Origin of the sequence: Streptomyces sp. NPDC127117, assembly GCF_042677325.1 — a bacterium.
In the GTDB taxonomy this organism is placed as follows: Bacteria; Actinomycetota; Actinomycetes; order Streptomycetales; family Streptomycetaceae; genus Streptomyces.
In genome coordinates this window covers 79,275-99,591 of the sequence record NZ_JBHXTM010000028.1, presented here as the reverse complement: position 1 = coordinate 99,591, position 20,317 = coordinate 79,275, and the positions used below count along the sequence as shown (strand labels likewise).

General features: G+C 72.2%; 17 protein-coding genes. 12 read left to right on the top strand and 5 right to left on the bottom strand.

The genetic code is table 11. The annotated features are described in order from the left end of the window. Positions 1-69: 69 nt before the first annotated feature. Positions 70-1,023 carry a Ppx/GppA family phosphatase gene (locus ACFVH0_RS24350; protein WP_385823264.1) on the bottom strand — a complete coding sequence of 318 codons (954 nt, stop codon included), beginning with the start codon at positions 1,021-1,023 and terminating at the stop codon, positions 70-72. A gap of 40 nt (positions 1,024-1,063) precedes the next feature. On the opposite strand from ACFVH0_RS24350, the gene ACFVH0_RS24345 reads away from it, so the two are divergent. After that, the gene (locus ACFVH0_RS24345) at positions 1,064-1,933 is read left to right on the top strand and encodes a hypothetical protein (protein ID WP_385823262.1); all 870 of its coding nucleotides are present in this window, start codon (positions 1,064-1,066) and stop codon (positions 1,931-1,933) included. A gap of 23 nt (positions 1,934-1,956) precedes the next feature. On the opposite strand, the gene ACFVH0_RS24340 is transcribed toward ACFVH0_RS24345, so the two are convergent. Then, positions 1,957-3,864, bottom strand: coding sequence for a hypothetical protein (locus ACFVH0_RS24340; protein ID WP_385823260.1), 1,908 nt, complete (start codon positions 3,862-3,864; stop codon positions 1,957-1,959). Positions 3,865-4,059: 195 nt separating this feature from the next. On the opposite strand from ACFVH0_RS24340, the gene radA reads away from it, so the two are divergent. Next, positions 4,060-5,472, top strand: coding sequence for a DNA repair protein RadA (gene radA, locus ACFVH0_RS24335; protein ID WP_385823258.1), 1,413 nt, complete (start codon positions 4,060-4,062; stop codon positions 5,470-5,472). An 80-nt stretch (positions 5,473-5,552) separates the two neighbouring features. After that, complete coding sequence (gene disA / locus ACFVH0_RS24330; RefSeq protein ID WP_385823256.1) at positions 5,553-6,677, top strand: DNA integrity scanning diadenylate cyclase DisA; 1,125 nt, start codon at positions 5,553-5,555, stop codon at positions 6,675-6,677. 99 nt (positions 6,678-6,776) lie between these two features. On the opposite strand, the gene ACFVH0_RS24325 is transcribed toward disA, so the two are convergent. Next, positions 6,777-7,592 (bottom strand): hypothetical protein, encoded by an 816-nt coding sequence (locus ACFVH0_RS24325; protein WP_385823254.1) that lies wholly within the window; start codon positions 7,590-7,592, stop codon positions 6,777-6,779. A 208-nt stretch (positions 7,593-7,800) separates the two neighbouring features. Between ACFVH0_RS24325 and ACFVH0_RS24320 the strand changes: the two genes are divergently transcribed. The 6 genes from ACFVH0_RS24320 (at position 7,801) to cseC (ending at position 13,142) form a co-directional block, all read left to right on the top strand. Continuing rightward, positions 7,801-8,448 (top strand): phosphatase PAP2 family protein, encoded by a 648-nt coding sequence (locus ACFVH0_RS24320; RefSeq protein WP_385823252.1) that lies wholly within the window; start codon positions 7,801-7,803, stop codon positions 8,446-8,448. Positions 8,449-8,592: 144 nt separating this feature from the next. After that, positions 8,593-9,495 carry an A/G-specific adenine glycosylase gene (locus ACFVH0_RS24315; RefSeq protein ID WP_385823250.1) on the top strand — a complete coding sequence of 301 codons (903 nt, stop codon included), beginning with the start codon at positions 8,593-8,595 and terminating at the stop codon, positions 9,493-9,495. A gap of 177 nt (positions 9,496-9,672) precedes the next feature. Beyond that, positions 9,673-10,287: a SigE family RNA polymerase sigma factor gene (locus ACFVH0_RS24310; RefSeq protein ID WP_385823248.1), complete on the top strand. Its 615-nt coding sequence runs from the start codon at positions 9,673-9,675 to the stop codon at positions 10,285-10,287. Next, entirely contained in the window at positions 10,275-11,018 is a 744-nt protein-coding gene (locus ACFVH0_RS24305; protein ID WP_385823247.1) for a hypothetical protein, read from the top strand. The genes ACFVH0_RS24310 and ACFVH0_RS24305 overlap by 13 nt, the downstream gene beginning before the upstream one ends. Before the next feature lie 10 nt (positions 11,019-11,028). Further along, complete coding sequence (gene cseB, locus ACFVH0_RS24300) at positions 11,029-11,733, top strand: two-component system response regulator CseB (protein ID WP_385823245.1); 705 nt, start codon at positions 11,029-11,031, stop codon at positions 11,731-11,733. Further along, complete coding sequence (gene cseC, locus ACFVH0_RS24295; protein WP_385823243.1) at positions 11,730-13,142, top strand: two-component system sensor histidine kinase CseC; 1,413 nt, start codon at positions 11,730-11,732, stop codon at positions 13,140-13,142. The genes cseB and cseC overlap by 4 nt, the downstream gene beginning before the upstream one ends. A 64-nt stretch (positions 13,143-13,206) precedes the next feature. Here cseC and ACFVH0_RS24290 read toward each other — a convergent pair whose 3' ends face one another. Next, a complete protein-coding gene (locus ACFVH0_RS24290) occupies positions 13,207-14,778 on the bottom strand; it encodes an MDR family MFS transporter (RefSeq protein ID WP_385823241.1) in 1,572 nt (523 codons plus the stop codon). Between the two features lie 139 nt (positions 14,779-14,917). Between ACFVH0_RS24290 and ACFVH0_RS24285 the strand changes: the two genes are divergently transcribed. Then, complete coding sequence (locus ACFVH0_RS24285) at positions 14,918-15,502, top strand: TetR/AcrR family transcriptional regulator (protein ID WP_385823239.1); 585 nt, start codon at positions 14,918-14,920, stop codon at positions 15,500-15,502. Between the two features lie 19 nt (positions 15,503-15,521). Here the strand turns inward: ACFVH0_RS24285 and ACFVH0_RS24280 are convergent, their stop codons facing one another. After that, positions 15,522-16,232 carry a M23 family metallopeptidase gene (locus ACFVH0_RS24280; protein ID WP_385823237.1) on the bottom strand — a complete coding sequence of 237 codons (711 nt, stop codon included), beginning with the start codon at positions 16,230-16,232 and terminating at the stop codon, positions 15,522-15,524. 457 nt (positions 16,233-16,689) lie between these two features. On the opposite strand from ACFVH0_RS24280, the gene ACFVH0_RS24275 reads away from it, so the two are divergent. After that, positions 16,690-17,052, top strand: a complete 363-nt coding sequence (locus ACFVH0_RS24275; RefSeq protein ID WP_385823235.1) for a trypco2 family protein — start codon at positions 16,690-16,692, stop codon at positions 17,050-17,052. Then, entirely contained in the window at positions 17,049-20,267 is a 3,219-nt protein-coding gene (locus tag ACFVH0_RS24270) for an NACHT domain-containing protein (protein WP_385823233.1), read from the top strand. The genes ACFVH0_RS24275 and ACFVH0_RS24270 overlap by 4 nt, the downstream gene beginning before the upstream one ends. Positions 20,268-20,317 lie beyond the last annotated feature (50 nt).

The following is a 20,317-nucleotide window of genomic DNA, read 5'->3' as shown; positions in this document are numbered from 1 at the left end:
CATGGCGGCGCACGCGGTGGTGCGCGCCGGGGCATTGCGCCGCAGGCCCCCGTGCCCGGCCCGGCGCGTTCAGCCGCCGAGCGCGGCCTGCTCCTCCGTCGGCAGATGGTCCAGGCGGCGCAGGATGACGCCCTCGCGCAGTGCCCAGGGGCAGATCTCCAGCTCCTCGACCCCGAACAGATCCATGGCCCCCTCCGCGACCAGCGCCCCGGCGAGCAGCTGCGCGGCCCGGCCCTCGGAGACGCCGGGCAGATCGCCGCGCTGCTCGGCCGTCATCGCCGCCAGCTTCGGCACCCACTCCTCCAGCGACTTGCGGGTGAGGGCGCGCTGTACGTACAGACCCTCGGTGGAGCGTGCGGCGCCCGCGATCCTGGCGAGCTGCTTGAAGGTCTTGGACGTGGCCACGACATGGTCCGGGCGCCCGAGCCGGGTGAACTCCCCGACACTGCGGGCGATCCTGGCCCGGACATGGCGGCGCAGCGCCTTCACCTCGGCCGGGTCCGGCGGGTCGCCCGGCAGCCACCCGGCGGTGAGCCGGCCGGCCCCGAGCGGCAGCGAGACCGCGGCGTCCGGCTCCTCGTCCACGCCGTAGGCGATCTCCAGCGAACCGCCCCCGATGTCCAGGACCAGCAGCCGCCCCGCCGACCAGCCGAACCAGCGGCGCGCGGCGAGGAAGGTGAGCCGGGCCTCCTCCTCGCCGCTGAGGACGGCGAGGTCGACCCCGGTCTCCTCCCGCACCCGGGCCAGCACCTGATCGGCGTTGCTCGCCTCCCGCACCGCGGACGTGGCGAAGGGCAGGACGTCCTCGCACCCCTTGTCCTCGGCGGCCTGGAGCGCGTCGGCGACCGTCGCCACGAGCCGGTCCACACCGTGGGGGCCGATCGCCCCGTCCTCGTCGAGCAGTTCGGCCAGGCGCAGCTCCGCCTTGTGCGAGTGCGCGGGCAGCGGGCGCGCGCCGGGGTGCGCGTCCACCACCAGCAGGTGCACCGTGTTCGAACCCACGTCGAGGACTCCGAGTCTCATGGAGGGAACGCTACCGGGACCTCGGACTTACCCTTGGCGCGTGCCAAAGACGAAAAAGGCGAAGCCGGGCAAAAACACGAAGAAGCAGAGAACGAAGCAGGAGATGCGGGAACAGGAAGCACGGGAAGCGAACGGACCGGACCGGTCCGACGACGAGACGGGTATCGATTTCGCACGCGCCTGGGTCGAGTTCCCGGACCCGGGTGACGACGAGCAGATCTTCCGCTGCGACCTGACCTGGCTGACCTCCAGGTGGACCTGCATCTTCGGCAGCGGCTGCCAGGGCATCCAGGCGGGACGTGCGGACGACGGGTGCTGCACGCTGGGCGCGCACTTCTCGGACGAGGACGACGAGAAGCGGGTGGCGGGCCATGTCGAACGGCTGACCCCCGACCTGTGGCAGTTCCACGACGTCGGTACGGAGACGGGCTGGGTCCAGGTCGACGAGGACGGGGAACGCCAGACGCGGCGCTGGAAGGGTTCGTGCATCTTCCAGAACCGGCCCGGATTCGCGGGAGGAGCGGGCTGCTCCCTGCACATCCTGGCGCTGCGGGAGGGCAAGGAGCCCCTGGAGACCAAGCCGGACGTCTGCTGGCAGCTGCCGATCCGGCGCACGTACGACTGGATCGACCGGCCCGACGACACCCGGATCCTCCAGGTGTCGATCGGTGAGTACGACCGCCGGGGCTGGGGTCCGGGCGGCCACGATCTGCACTGGTGGTGCACCTCGGCGACCTCGGCGCACGGGGCCGGGGAGCCGGTGTACCTCTCGTACCGGCCCGAGCTCATCGAGATGATGGGCAAGGAGGCGTACGACCGCCTCGTCGAGCTGTGCGAGGAGCGGCTCGCCGCACTGCTGCCGATGGCACCGCACCCCGCGGATCCGGTCCCTCCGGCCGACCCGGCGTGACGGAGCGGCGGCGTACGCGGGTTTCAGCCGGCCGGGTGCGTGCCCGGTCCCGGGTCGGTGGTGGGCGTGGGGTCGGTCGGGTCCGGCGACGGTGACGGATCGGTCGGGCCCGAGTCCGTAGGGGTGGGCGTGGGGTCGCTCGGGTCGGGCGTCGGGTCGGGCGACGACGAAGGGTCCGGCGAGGACGTCGGCGGTTTCGAAGGTCCGGCGGTGGCGGACGGGTGTCCGGGGCCGCCGGGCGAGGGCCACGTCGCGCCGTGCCCACGGATCACCACCGCCGAGCCCGACGGGGCGAGGGCGATGCGCGCGCTCCACGGACCGGCCGGTTCGCGCCGGTGGTCCACGAGGGCGTGGACCGTGATGCTCTCGCCCGCGGCCAGGGTGCCCGAGTAGCGGCTCAGCCGCACCCAGGACGCGTCCGCGCGGGCCGACCAGGCGACCGGCGCGCCGCCCGACGCGGTCAGCCGGATCAGGGGCCGGCCGCCGGACGAGCGGGCCTCGACGGTGAGCCCGCCGACGCCGTCCCGGCCCGGACCCGAGCCGATCACCTCCGCCGAGACGTCCGGAGCGCGGCCGTCGTCGAAGCGGGCACCGGGCTGGGGCCGGGCGTTGCCCGCGTTCTCGTAGTGGCCGTCCGAGGCGCCGTCGAGCCCGTGCCGGGTATCGCTCTCGGTGGCGGTGACCGACGAGCCCTCATGGCCCTCGCCGGTCAGCGGCGCGCCCCGGTAGGCGGTCCACAGCGCGATCACCGGGGCGGCCACGACCGTGGCCACCACCGTCGTCGTCACGACCCTGGCCCGCAGCCGGTCCCGGCGCGCGGCATGGTCCTTGGGGTCCATGGGGAAGCCCGCCCGGTCGAAGCGCGGGCCGCCGGAACGGTTCCGCCGGGCGTGGACCATCGCGACGTACGCCGACGGCCGGGGTGCCTCGACGACCGGCAGCGCGGCGGCCGCGGTGACCGCGGCGCCGGGCCAGGGGCCCTCGGCGCCGGCCCGTTCGGCGGCCCTGCGGCAGCGGGGGCAGTCGTCGACGTGGCGGACGAGTTCGCGGCGCAGGGCAGCGGAGAGCAGAGCGCGTCCGCCGGTGAGCCGGGCGACGGTGGGGCAGTTGCCGGTCTCCACGACGGCGAGGGCGGCGCGGGTGCGCTCCACCTCGCAGGCAGCGGCCGCCAGCAGCTCGCGGGCGGTCGCCGGGTCGAGGCCCAGGACGGAGGCGACGGCGCGCGGGGCGAGGCGGTGCCGTACGGCGAGTTCGAGCGCCTCGCGCTGCTCGGGGGTGGTGCCCGCGGCCTCGGGCCAGGCCAGCTGGGCCAGCTCGCGGCGGTGCGCCTCGGCGGCGGCCTCGGTCTCGGGGGCGCGGGCGGGGCCTGCGGGGGCGCCGCCCGGCATGAACGCGGCGGGGGCGGGGGCCTTCGCCGCGACGGCGGGGGGCGTACGGCGTACGGCGCGCGCCCCCTGGGCCGCCGCTCCGCCCGACGGCTGCTTGCCGGGAGGCCCGCCCGCCCGCTTCGTCTCCTGCTTGGACTGCTTCGCAGCCTGCTTCGCCTGCTTCGAGGCGAGCCTGCCCGGCTGCTTCCCGGCCTTGTGCCGGTGCGCCTGGCGGCCCTTCCCCTGCTCGGCCTTCTGCTCGGCGAGCCTGCGCAGACACATCCATCTGGCCAGCGCATACAGCCAGGATTTACGTTCCTCCTCGCCCGCCGGGCACCGGCCGTCCTGCCGTTCCGCGATCGCGAGCACACCGCCGAGCGCCTCGGTGGCGGCGTCGTGGTCGCAGAGCACCGAGAGGCAGTAGGTGAACAGGCCGTCGAGATGCGGCTCGTACCGGGCGGGCGGGCGACGCGGCGAAGAGTGCGCCGAGAGACGGGGCGCATCGCGCCGCGCCTGGTGTGCGCCGGTGGCTTGCGTGGGGGGCTCCAGACCGCTGCTCGTCACCTTGCGACCGTAGGCAGCACAGGGCACACCTTTCGCTCCCCTTGAGCACTTTTAATCCTTACGGGTGAACGTATCCCTCAAAAGGGGACAGGAATTCCCTATTCCGCCGGAAGCACCACGCCCTTGGCGCGGGCGCACGCCCGCCTTCCGGCCGTGCCCGGCGGCATTGTCGTACCCCACCTATACGGTTGCGCCATGGCTGCCCGTACGAAAACCGCGAAGGACCGGCCGTCCTACCGCTGCACCGAATGCGGCTGGACGACCGCCAAGTGGCTCGGCCGCTGCCCCGAATGCCAGGCGTGGGGGACGGTCGAGGAGTTCGGCGGCGCCCCCGCCGTGCGGACCACCGCGGCAGGCCGGGTCAGTGCCGCCGCGCTCCCCATCGGCCAGGTCGACAGCCGGCAGGCCACCGCCCGGTCCACCGGCGTCGGTGAGCTGGACCGGGTGCTCGGCGGCGGTCTCGTGCCGGGTGCCGTGGTGCTCGTCGCGGGCGAGCCCGGCGTCGGCAAGTCGACGCTGCTGCTGGACGTCGCCGCCAAGGCCGCGAGCGACGAGCACCGCACGCTCTACGTCACCGCCGAGGAGTCCGCGAGCCAGGTGCGGCTGCGCGCCGACCGGATCCGGGCGATCAACGACCATCTGTACCTGGCCGCCGAGACCGACCTGTCCGCGGTCCTCGGCCATCTCGACGCCGTCAAGCCCTCGCTGCTCATCCTCGACTCCGTGCAGACCGTCGCCTCGCCCGAGATCGACGGGGCGCCGGGCGGCATGGCGCAGGTCCGGGAGGTCGCCGGCGCGCTCATCCGGGCCTCCAAGGAGCGCGGCATGTCGACGCTCCTGGTCGGCCATGTCACCAAGGAGGGGGCGATCGCGGGCCCCCGGCTGCTGGAGCACCTCGTCGACGTGGTGCTCTCCTTCGAGGGCGACCGCCACGCCCGCCTGCGGCTCGTACGGGGCGTCAAGAACAGGTACGGCGCGACCGACGAGGTGGGCTGCTTCGAGCTGCACGACGAGGGCATCACCGGCCTCGCCGACCCCTCCGGGCTGTTCCTCACCCGGCGCGACGAGCCCGTGCCCGGCACCTGCCTGACCGTCACCCTGGAGGGCAAGCGGCCGCTCGTCGCCGAGGTACAGGCGCTGACGGTCGATTCCCAGATCCCTTCGCCCCGGCGCACCACCTCCGGCCTGGAGACGTCCCGGGTGTCGATGATGCTCGCGGTCCTGGAGCAGCGCGGCCGGATCAGCTCGCTGGGCAAGCGCGACATCTACAGCGCGACGGTCGGCGGTGTGAAGCTCTCCGAGCCCGCCGCGGACCTCGCGGTCGCGCTGGCGCTGGCCAGTGCCGCGAGCGACACCCCTCTGCCGAAGAACCTGGTGGCGATCGGCGAGGTGGGCCTCGCGGGCGAGGTCAGAAGGGTGACGGGGGTCCAGCGCAGGCTGGCCGAGGCGCACCGTCTGGGCTTCACGCACGCCCTGGTCCCGACCGATCCGGGCAAGGTCCCGGCCGGTATGAAGGTCACAGAAGTCGCCAACATGGGCGATGCGCTGAGAGTCCTCCCGCGCCGGTCTCGTGCACAGGCCCCCCAGGAGGAGAGCGCACGCCGGTAGACTTTGCCCTGGTCTCGCCCGTCCGTACGAACGGTACGAGGGACGTAAGGGCACCGCAAACCTGTGACCGGAGGAGTGCAGTGGCAGCCAACGACCGGGCAGCATCGCCCGGAAAGTCCGGCCAAGGCACCGGTAATGAGGCGCTCATGCGCGCCTCGCTGAGCGCCGTGGCGCCCGGAATGGCGCTGCGGGACGGCCTGGAGCGCATCCTCCGTGGCAACACCGGCGGGCTGATCGTGCTCGGCATGGACAAGACCGTCGAATCGATGTGCACCGGCGGATTCGTGCTGGACGTGGAGTTCACCGCGACCCGCCTGCGCGAGCTGGCCAAGCTCGACGGCGCGCTGATCCTCGACAAGGAGATGACGAAGATCCTGCGCGCCGGCGTGCAGCTGGTGCCGGACGCCTCCATCCCCACCGAAGAGACCGGCACCCGCCACCGCACCGCGGACCGGGTCTCCAAGCAGTGCAATTTCCCGGTCGTCTCGGTCTCCCAGTCGATGCGCCTGATCGCGCTGTACGTGGACGGGGAGCGCCGGGTCCTGGAGGAGTCCGCCGCGATCCTCTCCCGCGCCAATCAGGCCCTCGCCACCCTGGAGCGCTACAAGCTCCGGCTCGACGAGGTCGCGGGCACGCTCTCCGCGCTGGAGATCGAGGACCTGGTGACGGTCCGGGACGTGACGGCCGTCGCGCAGCGGCTGGAGATGGTCCGCCGGATCGCGACCGAGATCGCGGAGTACGTGGTCGAGCTGGGCACCGACGGCCGGCTTCTCTCGCTCCAGCTCGACGAGTTGATCGCGGGCGTCGAGCCGGAGCGCGAGCTGGTGGTGCGCGACTATGTGCCGGAGCCGACCGCCAAGCGGTCCCGCACGGTCGCCGAGGCGCTGACCGAGCTGGACGCGCTCTCCCACACCGAGCTGCTCGAACTCCCGGTCGTGGCACGGGCCCTGGGCTACAGCGGCTCGCCCGAGACACTGGATTCGGCGGTCTCGCCGCGCGGCTTCCGGCTGCTGGCCAAGGTGCCGCGGCTGCCCGGGGCGATCATCGACCGGCTGGTGGAGCACTTCGGCGGTCTGCAGAAGCTGCTCGCCGCCAGCGTGGACGACCTCCAGACGGTGGACGGCGTCGGCGAGGCGCGGGCGCGCAGCGTGCGCGAGGGGCTGTCCCGGCTGGCCGAGTCGTCGATCCTCGAACGGTACGTGTAGAGGCCGGCGCGGACAGCACGACCGGGGCCCGGGAGACCGGGCCCCGCCGCGTTTCCCGGGTCGGCCCCGGCGGCAGGGTCGTGTCCGGCCCGGCGCCGCTCAGTCCTTCGCGAGGACGAACGAGGCGCGCTGCACCGGCTCGCCCGGCGTCTTCGCCTCGACCAGATACGTACCGGGCCCCGCCGTACCCGCGGGCGGCGTCGCGCACTGCGGGGAGCTCTTCCTGCGGTCCCACTCCACGGTGTGGACGACGGTCGCGCCCGCCGGGACCTTCAGCAGCAGCCCGGCCGCGTTGCGCGGGCAGTCCTTGGAGGACCACACCTGGTCGTCGTCGCCGCCGGCCTCGGTGATGGTGAGCACCGCGCTCTTCGGCCCGAGGTCGGCCTTGCAGGTGGCGGCCGAGGTGTTCTTGACGACCAGTTTGAACTTCGGCTTCTCGCCGGGGGCGTATTCGAGTTCGGTGCTCAGGCTCAACTGGAGTGCCGCAGGGGTGCAGTCGGGGAGCGGGGAGGAGGCCGGGACCTGCTGGCCGGCCGTACCACCGCCGCCGTTCGCGCCGCCGGAACCCGCGTCCGCGCCGCCGCCCGAGCCCGTACCGCCGTCGGCCGGGCCACCGCCGGAACCCGCGTCCGTACCGCCGTCGCCCGAGCCGTCACCGCCCGATTCCGCCGACTCGTCGCGGCCGCCGGGCTGTTGGCTGATGGCCGGGCCCGATCCGTCGGGGCCCGGCGTGATCTCCTGCGCGGGGCCCGAACCGGCGGGGCGGGAGTCGTCCTTGCTCTTCTTGTCCCCGCCCGAGGTGACGACCCATACGATCAGCAGCGCGAGCAGCGCAACGAGCGTCGCCGCTACGGCCCTCCGTCGCCAGTAGATGGTGGAGGGAAGCGGACCGATCGGATTACGCAAAGATCCCACGGCTCAAACTGTACGAGAGATCGGCGCCAACTCCCGCCCCACCCGCCGCCCGGGGCCGCAAGTTTTACGGATCATCATCACGGACGGCCCGTTCCGGCCCCGCGGAACCGCCCAGTTGACCCTCCGGACGACCGTCTCGCCCCTCGCCGGGTTGGCCGCCGGGCAACGCCCGGATGAACGCCAGGTTTCATTGACTACCCTCTGTCACATGGATAGTTCAGTCACCGCACCGCTCTACCGGGACATCACCGACTTCGCGCATGACATGCCGTCATGGGTGCAGCATCTGGCCGAGATATGGACGGAGCTAGGGCTCCTCCTCTTCGGTGTCCTGTTCATCACCGGGTGGTGGCGTGCCCGGCGCCAGGGCGACGGCGCCCTGGCACTGGCGGTGCTCGCGCCCGTCGCGACGGCCTTCGGCTATGTGGTCAGCGAGGTGCTCAAGTCGGTGGTGGACGAGGAACGCCCGTGCCGGTCGGTCGCCGGCGCTGCGGCCTCGCTGGTGACCTGCCCGCCGACGGGCGACTGGTCCTTCCCCAGCAACCACTCCGCGATCGCCGGCGCGGCGGCGGTCGCCATCGCGATCGCCCGCCCCCGGCTGGCCTGGCTCACCGTGCCGATGGCCCTGCTGATGGCCTTCTCCCGGGTCTTCGTCGGCGTGCACTATCCGCATGACGTGGCGGTCGGGCTGCTGCTGGGCGCCGCCGTCTCCGCCCTGGCGGTCGCCGTACTGCGCCGCCCCGTGCTGTCGCTCGCCCGGACGGTACGGAGCAGCGGGGCGCCGGTGGCGGCCTGGGCCTCCGGGCCGGGCCCGGCGCCGGCCGGCCGCTCCCGGCGACGCGGCAAGCGGCACTGACGGCCCGGAGGAGCCCGCTTGGGCCGGTTGCCGGACCCCCGGGGCTCGGACGGGTGGCATTATCACCCCAAGGGCCCTCAGGCGGCGCGACACCACCGTGCGCTGAACCATCGTCCGCCCTTCCGTGCCAGGATCGGCGGTGCGATGACTGCCATGACTGCGACACAGACGCCCCCCACCTCCCTCCACTCTCCCGTCATCGGGTGGTTCGACCAGCACGCCCGCGATCTGCCCTGGCGCCGCCCCGAAGCGGGCGCCTGGGGTGTGATGGTGAGCGAGTTCATGCTGCAGCAGACCCCCGTGAGCCGGGTCCTCCCGGTGTACGAACAGTGGCTGGCCCGCTGGCCCCGCCCCGCCGACCTGGCCGCCGAGCCGCCCGGCGAGGCGGTCCGCGCCTGGGGCCGGCTCGGCTACCCCCGCCGGGCGCTCCGCCTGCACGGGGCCGCGCAGGCCATAACGGAGCGGCACGGCGGCGACGTACCGAGCGAGCACGGTCAGCTGCTCGCACTGCCCGGGATCGGTGAGTACACCGCGGCGGCCGTGGCCTCGTTCGCGTACGGACAGCGGCATGCCGTGCTCGACACCAACGTCCGCCGGGTGTTCGCCCGGGCCGCGTCCGGGATCCAGTACCCGCCGAACGCGACCACCGCCGCCGAGCGCAAGCTCGCCCGCGCGCTCCTGCCCGACGAGGACGAACGGGCGGCCCGCTGGGCAGCCGCGACGATGGAGCTCGGCGCCCTCGTCTGCACCGCGAAGAACGAGGACTGCAACCGGTGCCCGATCTCCGGGCAGTGCGCCTGGCTGCTGGCCGGGAAGCCCGCCCACCAGGGGCCCCCGCGCCGCGGCCAGACCTACGCCGGCACCGACCGGCAGGTACGCGGACGGCTGCTCGCCGTGTTGCGGGACGCCATGACACCGGTGCCGCAGTCGGCGCTGGACGCGGTGTGGGACGAACCGGTGCAGCGCGCCCGCGCACTGGACGGCCTGGTCGCCGACGGCCTGGTCGAACCGCTGGCAGGCGGGCAGTACCGGCTGCCGCTGAGCTGAGTTCCTCACCCGCCCCGCTCCCCCGCTGTTACACAACCGATGGACAGCCGTGCGTCGGCGTATGGCTGCTCCGCACAACCCCGTGACAACAGCTCCGTAGCGTCTTCTCCCGTCAGCCCGACCGAACGATGGCTGACGGCGGTTCTACGGGGATCCACGGGGACGGAGGCGGTTGGAATGGCGCACGGCGAGGTGCTCGAATTCGAGGACTACGTACGCACTCGGCACGACGCGCTGCTGCGCAGCGCGCGACGGCTCGTCCCCGACCCGGTGGACGCGCAGGACCTGCTCCAGACCGCCCTGGTCCGTACGTACGGCCGCTGGGACGGCATCGCCGACAAGTCCCTGGCCGACGCCTATCTGCGCCGCGTCATGATCAACACCCGTACCGAGTGGTGGCGGGCCCGCAAGCTGGACGAGGTTCCCACCGAGCAGCTTCCCGACGCGAGCGTCGAGGACGGCACCGAGCAGCGCGCCGACCGCGCTCTGCTGATGGACGTGCTGGGCGTACTGGCTCCGAAGCAGCGCAGCGTCGTCGTGCTGCGACACTGGGAGCAGATGAGTACGGAGGAGACGGCTGCCGCGCTCGGCATGTCGGCCGGTACGGTGAAGAGCACGCTGCACCGTGCGCTGGCACGGCTGCGCCAGGAGCTGGAGAGCCGTGAGGCGGCGAACCGGGAGACCGCGCTCGCCGACGAGCGGCGCCCGGCCGCGCACCGTGCTCCGGCACGTGCGCGGACGCGGACGGGCAGGCATTTCGATGAACGGGGGCGGGAGCGTTGCGCGGCCTGACAGCCAGCGACGGCAGCGGCGACGGCGACCGTGGCGGTGGAAGTGACGACGGTGGCCGTGCGGCCACCGTCCTACGTGGCCGGATCATGACCGGCTGGGCGGCGAGCGCCACGACCCTGGTCGGCCTCGCCGCCTTCGGGCTGCTCACCGTCGGCTGCTCGACCGGCGGCACCGGCACCCGCGACGAGGGCCCGGCCGGCACCCAGCCCGTCGCCCAGGTCACCCCCAGCGACGAGCCGTCCTCCTCCGCGGCACCTTCCGCGCGGATCGATCCCGTGGCGCTGCTCAAGCAGGACCCCAAGGTCAGCGAGCGGGTCCGGACGGATCTGAAGCCCTGCACCGGCTCCGAGTACCCGGTGGACACCTCGTACGGCACCGTGACCGGCGGCTCCTCCCCCGATGTCGTGGTGAACGTGATGACCTGCGGCGATTCGGTGGGCGTCGGTACCTATGTGTACCGCCCGCGGAGCAACGGCCGGTACGAGAACGTGTTCGCCATCGAGCAGCCCGCGGTCTACGGCACCATCGACCGCGGGGATCTGGTGGTGACGACCCAGGTGTACGAGAAGAAGGACTCGGTCGCGTATCCCTCCGGCGAGGAAGTGATCACCTATCGCTGGGCGGGCAACCGGTTCAGCGAGCACGACCGGGTGCACAACGACTTCAACCGAGCCGTCGGCAGCGGCGGGGCGGTCCTTCCTGCCCCGGACCCCGAGCCGCCGGGGAACTGAGAGCATTCCGATGGCCGAGACCCACGTCCTGTTCGTCGAGGACGACGACGTCATCCGCGAGGCCACCCAGCTGGCGCTGGAGCGCGACGGCTTCGCGGTCACCGCCATGCCCGACGGCCTGTCGGGGCTGGAGGCGTTCCGGGCCGACCGCCCCGACATCGCCCTGCTCGACGTGATGGTGCCGGGGCTGGACGGGGTCAGCCTCTGCCGGCGGATCCGCGACGAGTCGACCGTGCCCGTGATCATGCTGTCGGCCCGCGCGGACTCGATCGACGTGGTGCTCGGCCTGGAGGCCGGCGCGGACGACTACGTCACCAAGCCCTTCGACGGGGCGGTCCTGGTCGCCCGGATCCGTGCCGTGCTGCGCCGCTTCGGCCATGCCACGGGCGGCCGGCCGGGCATCGGGGAGCCGGAGCCGCAGCCGGTCGGCGGGGTGCTGGTCTTCGGCGATCTGGAGGTCGACACCGAGGGCATGGCGGTCCACCGCGCCGGCGAGCAGGTGCCGCTGACCCCGACCGAGATGCGGCTGCTGCTGGAGTTCTCCGCGGCGCCCGGCACGGTGCTCTCCCGCGACAAGCTCCTGGAGCGGGTCTGGGACTACGGATGGGGTGGTGACACCCGGGTCGTGGACGTCCATGTGCAGCGGCTGCGCACCAAGATCGGCCAGGACCGGATCGAGACGGTCCGCGGCTTCGGCTACAAACTCAGGCCATGAAGCGGCCCGCCCTGCGGACCGGAGTCCGCTGGAAGATCAGCATCGCGATCGCGGCGGTCGGCGCGCTGACCGCGGTCGCGCTCAGCTTCGTCGTCCACAACGCGGCCCGGGTCTCGATGCTGGAGAACGCCCGCGAGGTCCAGCTGGAGCGGCTGACGTACGCGCAGCTGCTGTACGAGGCGACGAAGACGAAGAAGACCGACCCCCGGTTCGGCGCCAAGCTCAACGACCCGACGATGCCGCGCAGCCTGCGCGCGGAGACCTCCCGGAACCGGCGCGCCACCCATGTCGACGAGACCGCCAAGGGGGTACCCGATGTGTGGGCGGCCGTGCCGGTCGGCAACGGCGACGTGCTCTCGCTGCACACCCGGTTCGCCGGCCGCAATTCCACGATCATGCGCGATCTCGACCGGGCTCTGATCATCGGCTCGGTCTCGGTGGTGTTCGGCGGCTGCGCGCTGGGCGTGCTGATCGGCGGCCAGCTGTCGCGCCGGCTGCGCAAGGCGGCGGCCGCGGCGGGCCGGGTCGCGCAGGGCAACACCGATGTACGGGTCCGGGAGGCCGTCGGCGGTGTCGTCCAGGACGAGACCGATGAGCTGGCCGGTGCGGTGGACGCGCTGACGGACGCGCTGAACGCGCGGATCGAGGCGGAGCGCCGGGTCACCGCGGACATCGCGCACGAGCTGCGTACGCCGGTGACCGGTCTGCTGACGGCGGCCGAGCTGCTGCCGGACGGCCGCCCCACCGAGCTGGTACGGGACCGGGCGCAGGCGATGCGCACCCTCGTCGAGGACGTGCTGGAGGTGGCCCGGCTGGACAGTGCCTCGGAGCGGGCCGAGCTCCAGGAGATCGCGCTGGGCGAGTTCGTCAGCCGGCGGATCGCGCTGCTGGACCCGGATGTGCGGGTGCGGGTCGTCCACGAGTCCTGGGTCAACACCGATCCGCGCCGGCTCGAACGCATCCTCGGCAATCTGCTGGGCAACGCCGCCAAGCACGGCGCCACCCCGGTGGAGGTCACGGTCGAGGGCCGGGTGGTGCGGATCCGCGACCACGGCTCCGGGTTCCCGGCGGCGCTGCTGCGGGAGGGGCCGAGCCGGTTCCGTACCGGGAGCAGTGACCGGGCCGGGCGCGGGCACGGTCTCGGGCTGACCATCGCCGCCGGTCAGGCGCGGGTCCTCGGGGCCCGGCTGACCTTCCGCAACGCGGCGCCGGAAGGGGCGCCGCCCGGCACGGGCGGGGCGATCGCGGTGCTGTGGCTGCCCGAGCACGCGCCGACGAACACCGGCAGCTTCCCGATGCTCCAGGTGTCCGAGCAGCGGAGCCCGGACGACGACGAGGGTGCGAAGAGCGCGAAGAGCGCGAAGAGCGCGAAGAGCGCGAAGTCCGGCCGCGGGCGGACCGGCGCCTGAGCCGGATACGACGGGAGGCTCCCGGGGTGCGCCCCGGGAGCCTCCTTTCGTACACCGCCGCGGATCAGACGGCCTCGGCCTGCTTGGTGGCCGGGCCCGCCCCGCGCAGTGGCACCTCCTTGACGAAGACCGAGGCGAGCAGAGCGACCAGCGCGACCACGGCGGCCACCAGGAACGCGATGTGCGTCCCGGACGACACCGCGAACTGGTACGCCTCACGCGCCGCCTCGGGCAGCTTCGCCAGGCTCTCCGCGTCCAGCTGCGCGGACTTCGCGGTGGCCGCACCGCCGCCGCGGGCGACCATCTCGTCCTGCACCCGTCCGGTGAACAGGGCGCCCATGATCGCGACGCCGAAGGAGCTGCCGAGCGTACGGAAGAGGGTCGTCGCGGAGGAGGCGACGCCCATGTCCTTCATCTCGACGCTGTTCTGCGCGACGAGCATCGTGATCTGCATCAGGAAGCCCATGCCCGCGCCGAGCACCGCCATGTAGATGCCGGAGGTGAACCGCGTGGTGTCGACGTCCATCTGCGAGAGCAGGAACAGCCCGGTCACCATCAGTACGGAGCCCACCACGGGGAAGATCTTGTACTTGCCGGTGCTGGTGGTGACCCGGCCCGCGACGAGCGAGACGACCATCATCGCCAGCAGCATCGGCAGGAGCAGCAGACCCGAGTTGGTCGCCGAGGCGCCCTGGACGGACTGCTGGTACAGGGGCAGGAAGAGCACCGCGCCGAACATCACGAAGCCGGACATGAACCCGACGACGGACATCAGGGTGAAGTTGCGGTTCTGGAAGATATGCAGCGGAATGATCGGTTCTGCGGCCTTCGTCTCGACGAGGAGGAAGCCGACGAGCGAGGCGACACCTATCGCGGAGAGCTCCATGATCATGGCGGAGTTCCAGTCGTACTCGGTACCGCCCCAGGTGGTCACCAGCACGATCGCGGTGATGCCGAGGGTCAGCAGCCCGGCACCGAGGTAGTCGACCTTGGCCTTCACGGCCTTCCGCTTCGGCAGGTGCAGCACGACGGTGACCATGGCGAGGGCGACCGCGCCCAGCGGCAGGTTTATGTAGAAGCTCCAGCGCCAGCCGAGGTGGTCGGTGATGGTGCCGCCGACCAGCGGTCCGCCGATCATGGCGATGGCCATGACACCGGCCATCATGCCCTGGTACTTACCGCGCTCGCGGGGTGGTACGAGGTCGCCGATGATCGCCATGACGCCGACCATCAGGCCGCCCGCACCGAGTCCCTGGACCGCCCGGAAGCCGATCAGCTGGCCCATGTCCTGGGCCATTCCGCTCAGCACCGAGCCGATCAGGAAGATCACGATGGACGTGAGGAAGATGCCCTTGCGCCCGTACATGTCGCCGAGCTTGCCCCAGATGGGGGTGGAGGCCGCGGTGGCCAGGGTGTACGCGGTGACCACCCAGGACAGATGCTCCAGGCCACCGAGGTCGCCGACGATGGTCGGCATGGCCGTACCGACGATCAGGTTGTCCAGCATGGCCAGCAGCATCGTGATCATCAGCGCGAGCATCACCACCCGGACGCTGCGCTGCGGTGTCTCGGGTTTCCCGGCCGGACGGTCGGCGACGGCCGCCTTCCCGCCGGCCGCCTTCTTCAGATCGGTCATTGGTCCCCACTCCCCTGATCCCCTGTTGATCCCCGGTGCGAGCCAGACACTTACTTGCCGCCCGGCTAGTAACTACACTGGGGAAAGTAGACCCCCAACTAGCCGGGCGTCAAGTAAGTTCGTAGCAAAGGAGAGCTTCATGGGGAGCACGCCGCAGCAGCGCCGTGGCAACACGCGCCAGCGCATTCAGGACGTCGCTCTGGAGCTCTTCGCCGAGCAGGGCTACGAGAAGACCTCGCTCCGCGAGATCTCCGAGCGGCTGGAAGTCACCAAGGCGGCGCTGTACTACCACTTCAAGACCAAGGAAGACATCCTGGTCAGCATCTTCGAGGACCTCAACCGCCCGGTCGAGGAGCTGCTCGCCTGGGGCAAGGAGCAGCCGCGCACCCTGGAGACGAAGAAGGAGATCCTCGGCCGCTACAGCGACGCGCTGGTCGCCGCCGCACCGCTGTTCCGCTTCATGCAGGAGAACCAGGCGGCCGTACGCGACCTCAGCATCGGGGTGACCATCAAGGAACGCGTCATCGCCCTGGTCGACCTGATCCAGGAGCCCGGCGCGTCACTGACCGACCAGGTGCGCTGCTTCACCGCGCTCTTCACGATGCACGCGGGCATGTTCGCCCTCAAGGACCTCGAAGGCAGCCCCGAGGAGAAGCGCAAGGCCATCCTCGAAGTCGCCTTCGAACTGATCACCCAGGCACACGGCGCGGAATCCGACGGGTGACGGGGCCGTCCCGGTCGGGTCAGACCGTGACGCCCTTCTTGTGCAGGAAGCCGACCGGGTTGACCGCGGAGCCGTAGTCGGCGGAGTGCCGGATCTCGAAGTGCAGGTGCGGGCCGCTGGAGTTGCCGGTGTTGCCGGAGAGCGCGATCTTCTCGCCCGTCTTCACGGCCTCGCCGATCCGCACCTCGATCTTCGACAGGTGGGCGTACTGCGAGTACGTGCCGTTGGCGTGCTTGATCACGACGGCGTTGCCGTACGCGGGGCCGTCGCCGCCGCCGTTGGGGCCGGCCTTCACGACGGTGCCGCTGTGCGCGGCCTCGACCTTGGTGCCGACCGGCACGGCGAAGTCCTGGCCGGAGTGCTTGTGGGCCCAGCGGCTGCCGTCGTTGCCGAAGCTCGCGCTCAGCTCGTAGCGGCTGACCGGGGCCTCCCAGCCCTGCGCCTTCTTCAGGGCGGCCTTCTTCGCCGCGGCCGCCTTCTTGACCGCCGCCGCCTTCTTGGCGGCGGCCTTCTCGGCGACCTTGCCCTGTACGGCCGCCTGCCGGGCGACCGAGTCGGCCGTACCGGCGTCGATCAGGTTCACCGAATCCGGGGCGCCCGCGGTGCCGGCCGCGAACGCAGCGCCCACACCGAGAACCATCGACGTGCCCAGACCGGCCGCCACGACGGCACCACGGACACGGGACACGGACGGGCGGCGGGAGTGCTGGAACGAAACGCGCTTCGACATATGCGGAGAACCTCCGGAGATGACTGGACCCGGCGCTTCGGCCGGGCTGGCCATCCCTTGGTAACCCGCACCCCCTCCATTGCTCAAACACCCCATCTACGAACAAAAGCCGTATCCGGCACCTCGGGAATTCACCGCCGCGGGTTTACGCCGACCCGCACCCGAACCCGTCGAAACTCTTGTTCCGGCCAGGTTTAACCCCAGTTCCAAACCTCTCGAACCGGACAGATAACAGCGATCCGGGCATCACCCCCTTCCACGCCGGAAGCCCCCTCCACCACGGGGCCGAAGGTCCCCGCCACGATCACGACACCCGCTCCTATCACCCCTAGTAGGCCCGGAAGGGGCTGTGCGCCTTGTCACCGCCGGCGGGCCCCGAGACTGTCCGTTTCGGGACCTTCGGCCTGTGCGCTGGCTAGGCTGATCCGACGACCAGGCCGACTCCGGGGGACATGCCATGGCCAGTGACGCCGCAGACACCAGCGACATCGACGGCATCGAGCTGGCCGATGCCGTCGAGTCGATCCGCAACCAGCTCATCGACGCCGCGGGCCGGGCCACCGGCCGCCCCGTGGCCTTCGAGGTCGGGGACATCCAGATGGAGTTCACCCTCGAACTCCGCAAGGAGATCAAGGGCGGGGGCAAGGTCAAGGCCTGGGTGGTCGAGGCGGGCACCGACGCCTCCCGCGCGACCGGCCGCACCCACAAGGTCGCGTTCACCCTGAAACCGCGCGACGCCACGACCGGCGGCCCCTGGCAGATCGGCCATGAGGACCCGGGCAGCACCGCGCACTTCGGCGGCGGGGCGCCCCGGCCGTGAACCCCGCGCCGCCCGCCGCGCCCACGGCACGCACGGTCGTCGTCCTCGGCGCCGGAACGGTCCAGGGCAGCGGCACCCTGCTCACCGACCGGCTCGTACTGACCTGCGCCCACGTCGTCAAGGGCGGCGGCCGGGCCACCGTCGCCCACCCGCGCCTGCCGGACCACCGGGCGGCGACGGTCGCCTGGATCGACCACGATCTCGACGCCGCCCTCCTGCTGACCGCCGACCCGGTGCTCCCGTTCGCCCCGGTACGGCTCGGCGTCCTCCACGCCGAGCAGGCGCTCTCCGGCTGCGAGATCACCGGCTTCCCCGACATCCAGCGGTACGGCCCCGAGGAACATCTGGAGGCCGACCAGTACACGGCCACCGCCCTGCCGATGGCCGGGCACCTGCGCGGACTGCTGGTCTGCGAGCTGGACGGCCCGCCGCCGGTGAACGACACGAGGGCCCCGTCACTGCGCGGCATGTCCGGCGGCCCCGTCTTCGCCGGGAACGTCCTCATCGGCATCGCCCGCCAGATCCCCCGGCAGCGCGGCGGCCGGCGCGTGGAGTGCGTACCGGTCGCCCCGCTCGTCGCCTCCCAGCCGTTCCAGCTGGTCTACCGGCAGACCGGCACCGCACTGCGCCACGAGCGGGTGCACGGCCGCTTCCCCAGGGACGCGCGGTACGAGGAGGAGTACGCGGCGGCGCTCGGGGCCGCGTACCGCCGTACGAAGATCTTCGGCCTCGACGAGCTGGGCCGGCGCGACTCCGAATGGGACCTGGACACCGCGTACCTGAGCCTGGAGGCCCAGCAGAACCCCGGGCGCACCGGGCCGCCGCCCACCCGGATCGACGCGCTGCTCCCCGACCGCCCCCGGGTACTGCTGCGCGGCGAGGCGGGCGCAGGAAAGACCACGCTGCTGTGGTGGCTGGCCGCACACGCCTCGGCCGGCACGCTGGGCCCGCAGCTGGCCCCGCTCAACGGCCTGGTCCCGTTCGTCGTGCCGCTGCGCACCCTGCGCGCCCAGGGCGGCACGTTCCCCGCCCCCGCGCAGCTCCCCGACGCCGCCCGGCTGGTGATCGACACGGCCCCCGACGGCTGGGTCGGCCGGGTACTGGAGTCCGGCCGGGCGCTGCTGCTGGTCGACGGCCTCGACGAAGTCCCGCAGGACGACCGAGAGCAGGCCCACGAGTGGCTCTCCCGGCTCCTCGACCGGTACCCGGACATCCGCTGTGTGGCCACGGTGCGTCCGCTGGCCGTCGAGCCGGGCTGGCTGGATGCCCAGGACTTCGAGGAGCTGCGGCTGCTGCCGATGCGGGACGAGGACATCGGGGCCTTCGTCGCCGCCTGGCACCGGGCCGCCCGGCTGGACGACGACGACCACGAGACGCTCCGCAGGCTGGAACGGGATCTGGTCCAGCAGTTCGAGCGGAGCAGGGCCCTGCGCAATCTGGCCCGTACGCCGCTGCTCTGCGCGGTGATCTGCGCCCTGCACCGCCGCCGCCAGGGCATCCTGCCGGAGACCCGCTGGAGCCTGTACGACTCGGCTCTCACGATGCTCCTCGGCGACCGCGACAAGCAGCGCCGGATCGAGGCCCCCGAGGGCATCACGATGAACGTGGCGGAGCAGACCCAGCTCCTCCAGCGGATCGCGATCTGGCTGGTCCGCGGCGGCCAGTCGGAGCTGCACCGCTCAGCGGCCCTGCGCCAGCTGGAGCGCGCCCTGCCCGGCATGGAGCGGCTGCGCGCCCAGGGCCCGCCCGAGGCGATCCTGACCCATCTGCTGAACCGCAGCGGAGTCCTCCAGGAACGCGCCGACGACGTCTACCAGTTCGCCCACCGCACCTTCCAGGACTTCCTCGCCGCGAAGGAGTTCGTCGAGGGCGACCAGCTGAACGAACTGCTCGGCCGGGCGGGCTCCCAGAACTGGTACGACGTCGTCCTGCTGTCGGCCGGCCACTGCGGCCGCCGGGAGCACCCCGTACTGGTCAACGGTCTGCTGGACTTCCGGCCCGGCCCGGCCGACACCGTCGCCCGGGACGAGATCGTGGTGCTGGCCGCGCTCTGCGCGCAGCACGCGACCTGGCTGGACGAGACGACCCGGGACAGGGTCAACGCGGCCGTCGCGGCGCTGTTCCCACCGAAGGACGACGGGTACGTGAGGCTGCTTGCCCGCCTCGGTCCGGCCGCCCTGGCCCATCTGCCCGACCCGGCTCTCGTACCCGGCAGGGATCAGGCCCGCACCTTCATCGACCTGATCAACGAGATCGGCGGGGCGGGGGCCGTGCCGCACGCCCGCCGCTGGGCGCTCGCCCACCCGGATCGCAGCTACCCGTTCAGGGCGAACTGGGACAGATACCCGGTGCAGACGTACGCCGAGCAGGTCCTCGCCGCCTTCGACCTGGCGTACCACACCCTGCGCGTCGACTCCCTGGAGAAGCTGGCGGCGCTGCACCACCTGCCGTCCGTCACGGACCTGCTGATCACCGGGGGCTTCACCGCCGCCGAGCTCCGCGCCGCCCTGCGCGACAGGCCCTGGACCGACCTGTCCTTCCGCCGGAACCCCTGCCTGACGGATCTCTCGTTCCTGGCGGACTGCGCCGGGAGTCTCACGTCCCTGTCCCTGAGCGGCTGTCCGGGCGTACGGGACCTCGGTCCGCTCGTCGGACTCCAAGCGCTGAAGATGGTCGATCTGGACATGAGCCATATCCCCGACGCCGCGCTGGCCGCCACGGCTTCGAAGGAACTGGCCGCCCTGCGGCTCAGCCATGTGGCGGCGGGACCGCTGACCCGGTTGCCCGCCCACCCCGGGCTGCGCTCACTGGCCATCGACGACACGGTCGAGTTCGAGGTCGACTCGCTCGACGGCTGGACGCGCCTGCAGAGGCTCGACCTGGACACCCGTACGCCGGTCCGGCCGCTGCTCGCCGCTCTCCGGCGGGCGCCACAGGTGTCCGACGTCAGCCTGACCCTGGCATCCCTGACGGAGTTCGGCGACGAGCAGCCCGTTGCTTCCGTCAGGGACCTGTTGCTCCGCCCCGGCACCGACATGGTCGGGCTCGAATGGATCCCCCGGGTCTTCCCCGCTCTGAGGTGGCTGATGCTCAGTCCGCCCATGCATGTCGAACGCGTCGATCTGTCCCCGTTGCAGGCGATGCCCGAGTGCCGGGTGACCATCACCGGCCACGCGTCGATCACGGGCGACGAGGGCCTCGACGTGTACCGGTGACCGCGGTGGCACAAGAAGGGGCTGCCCCGGACCGTTTCGCACGGTCCGGG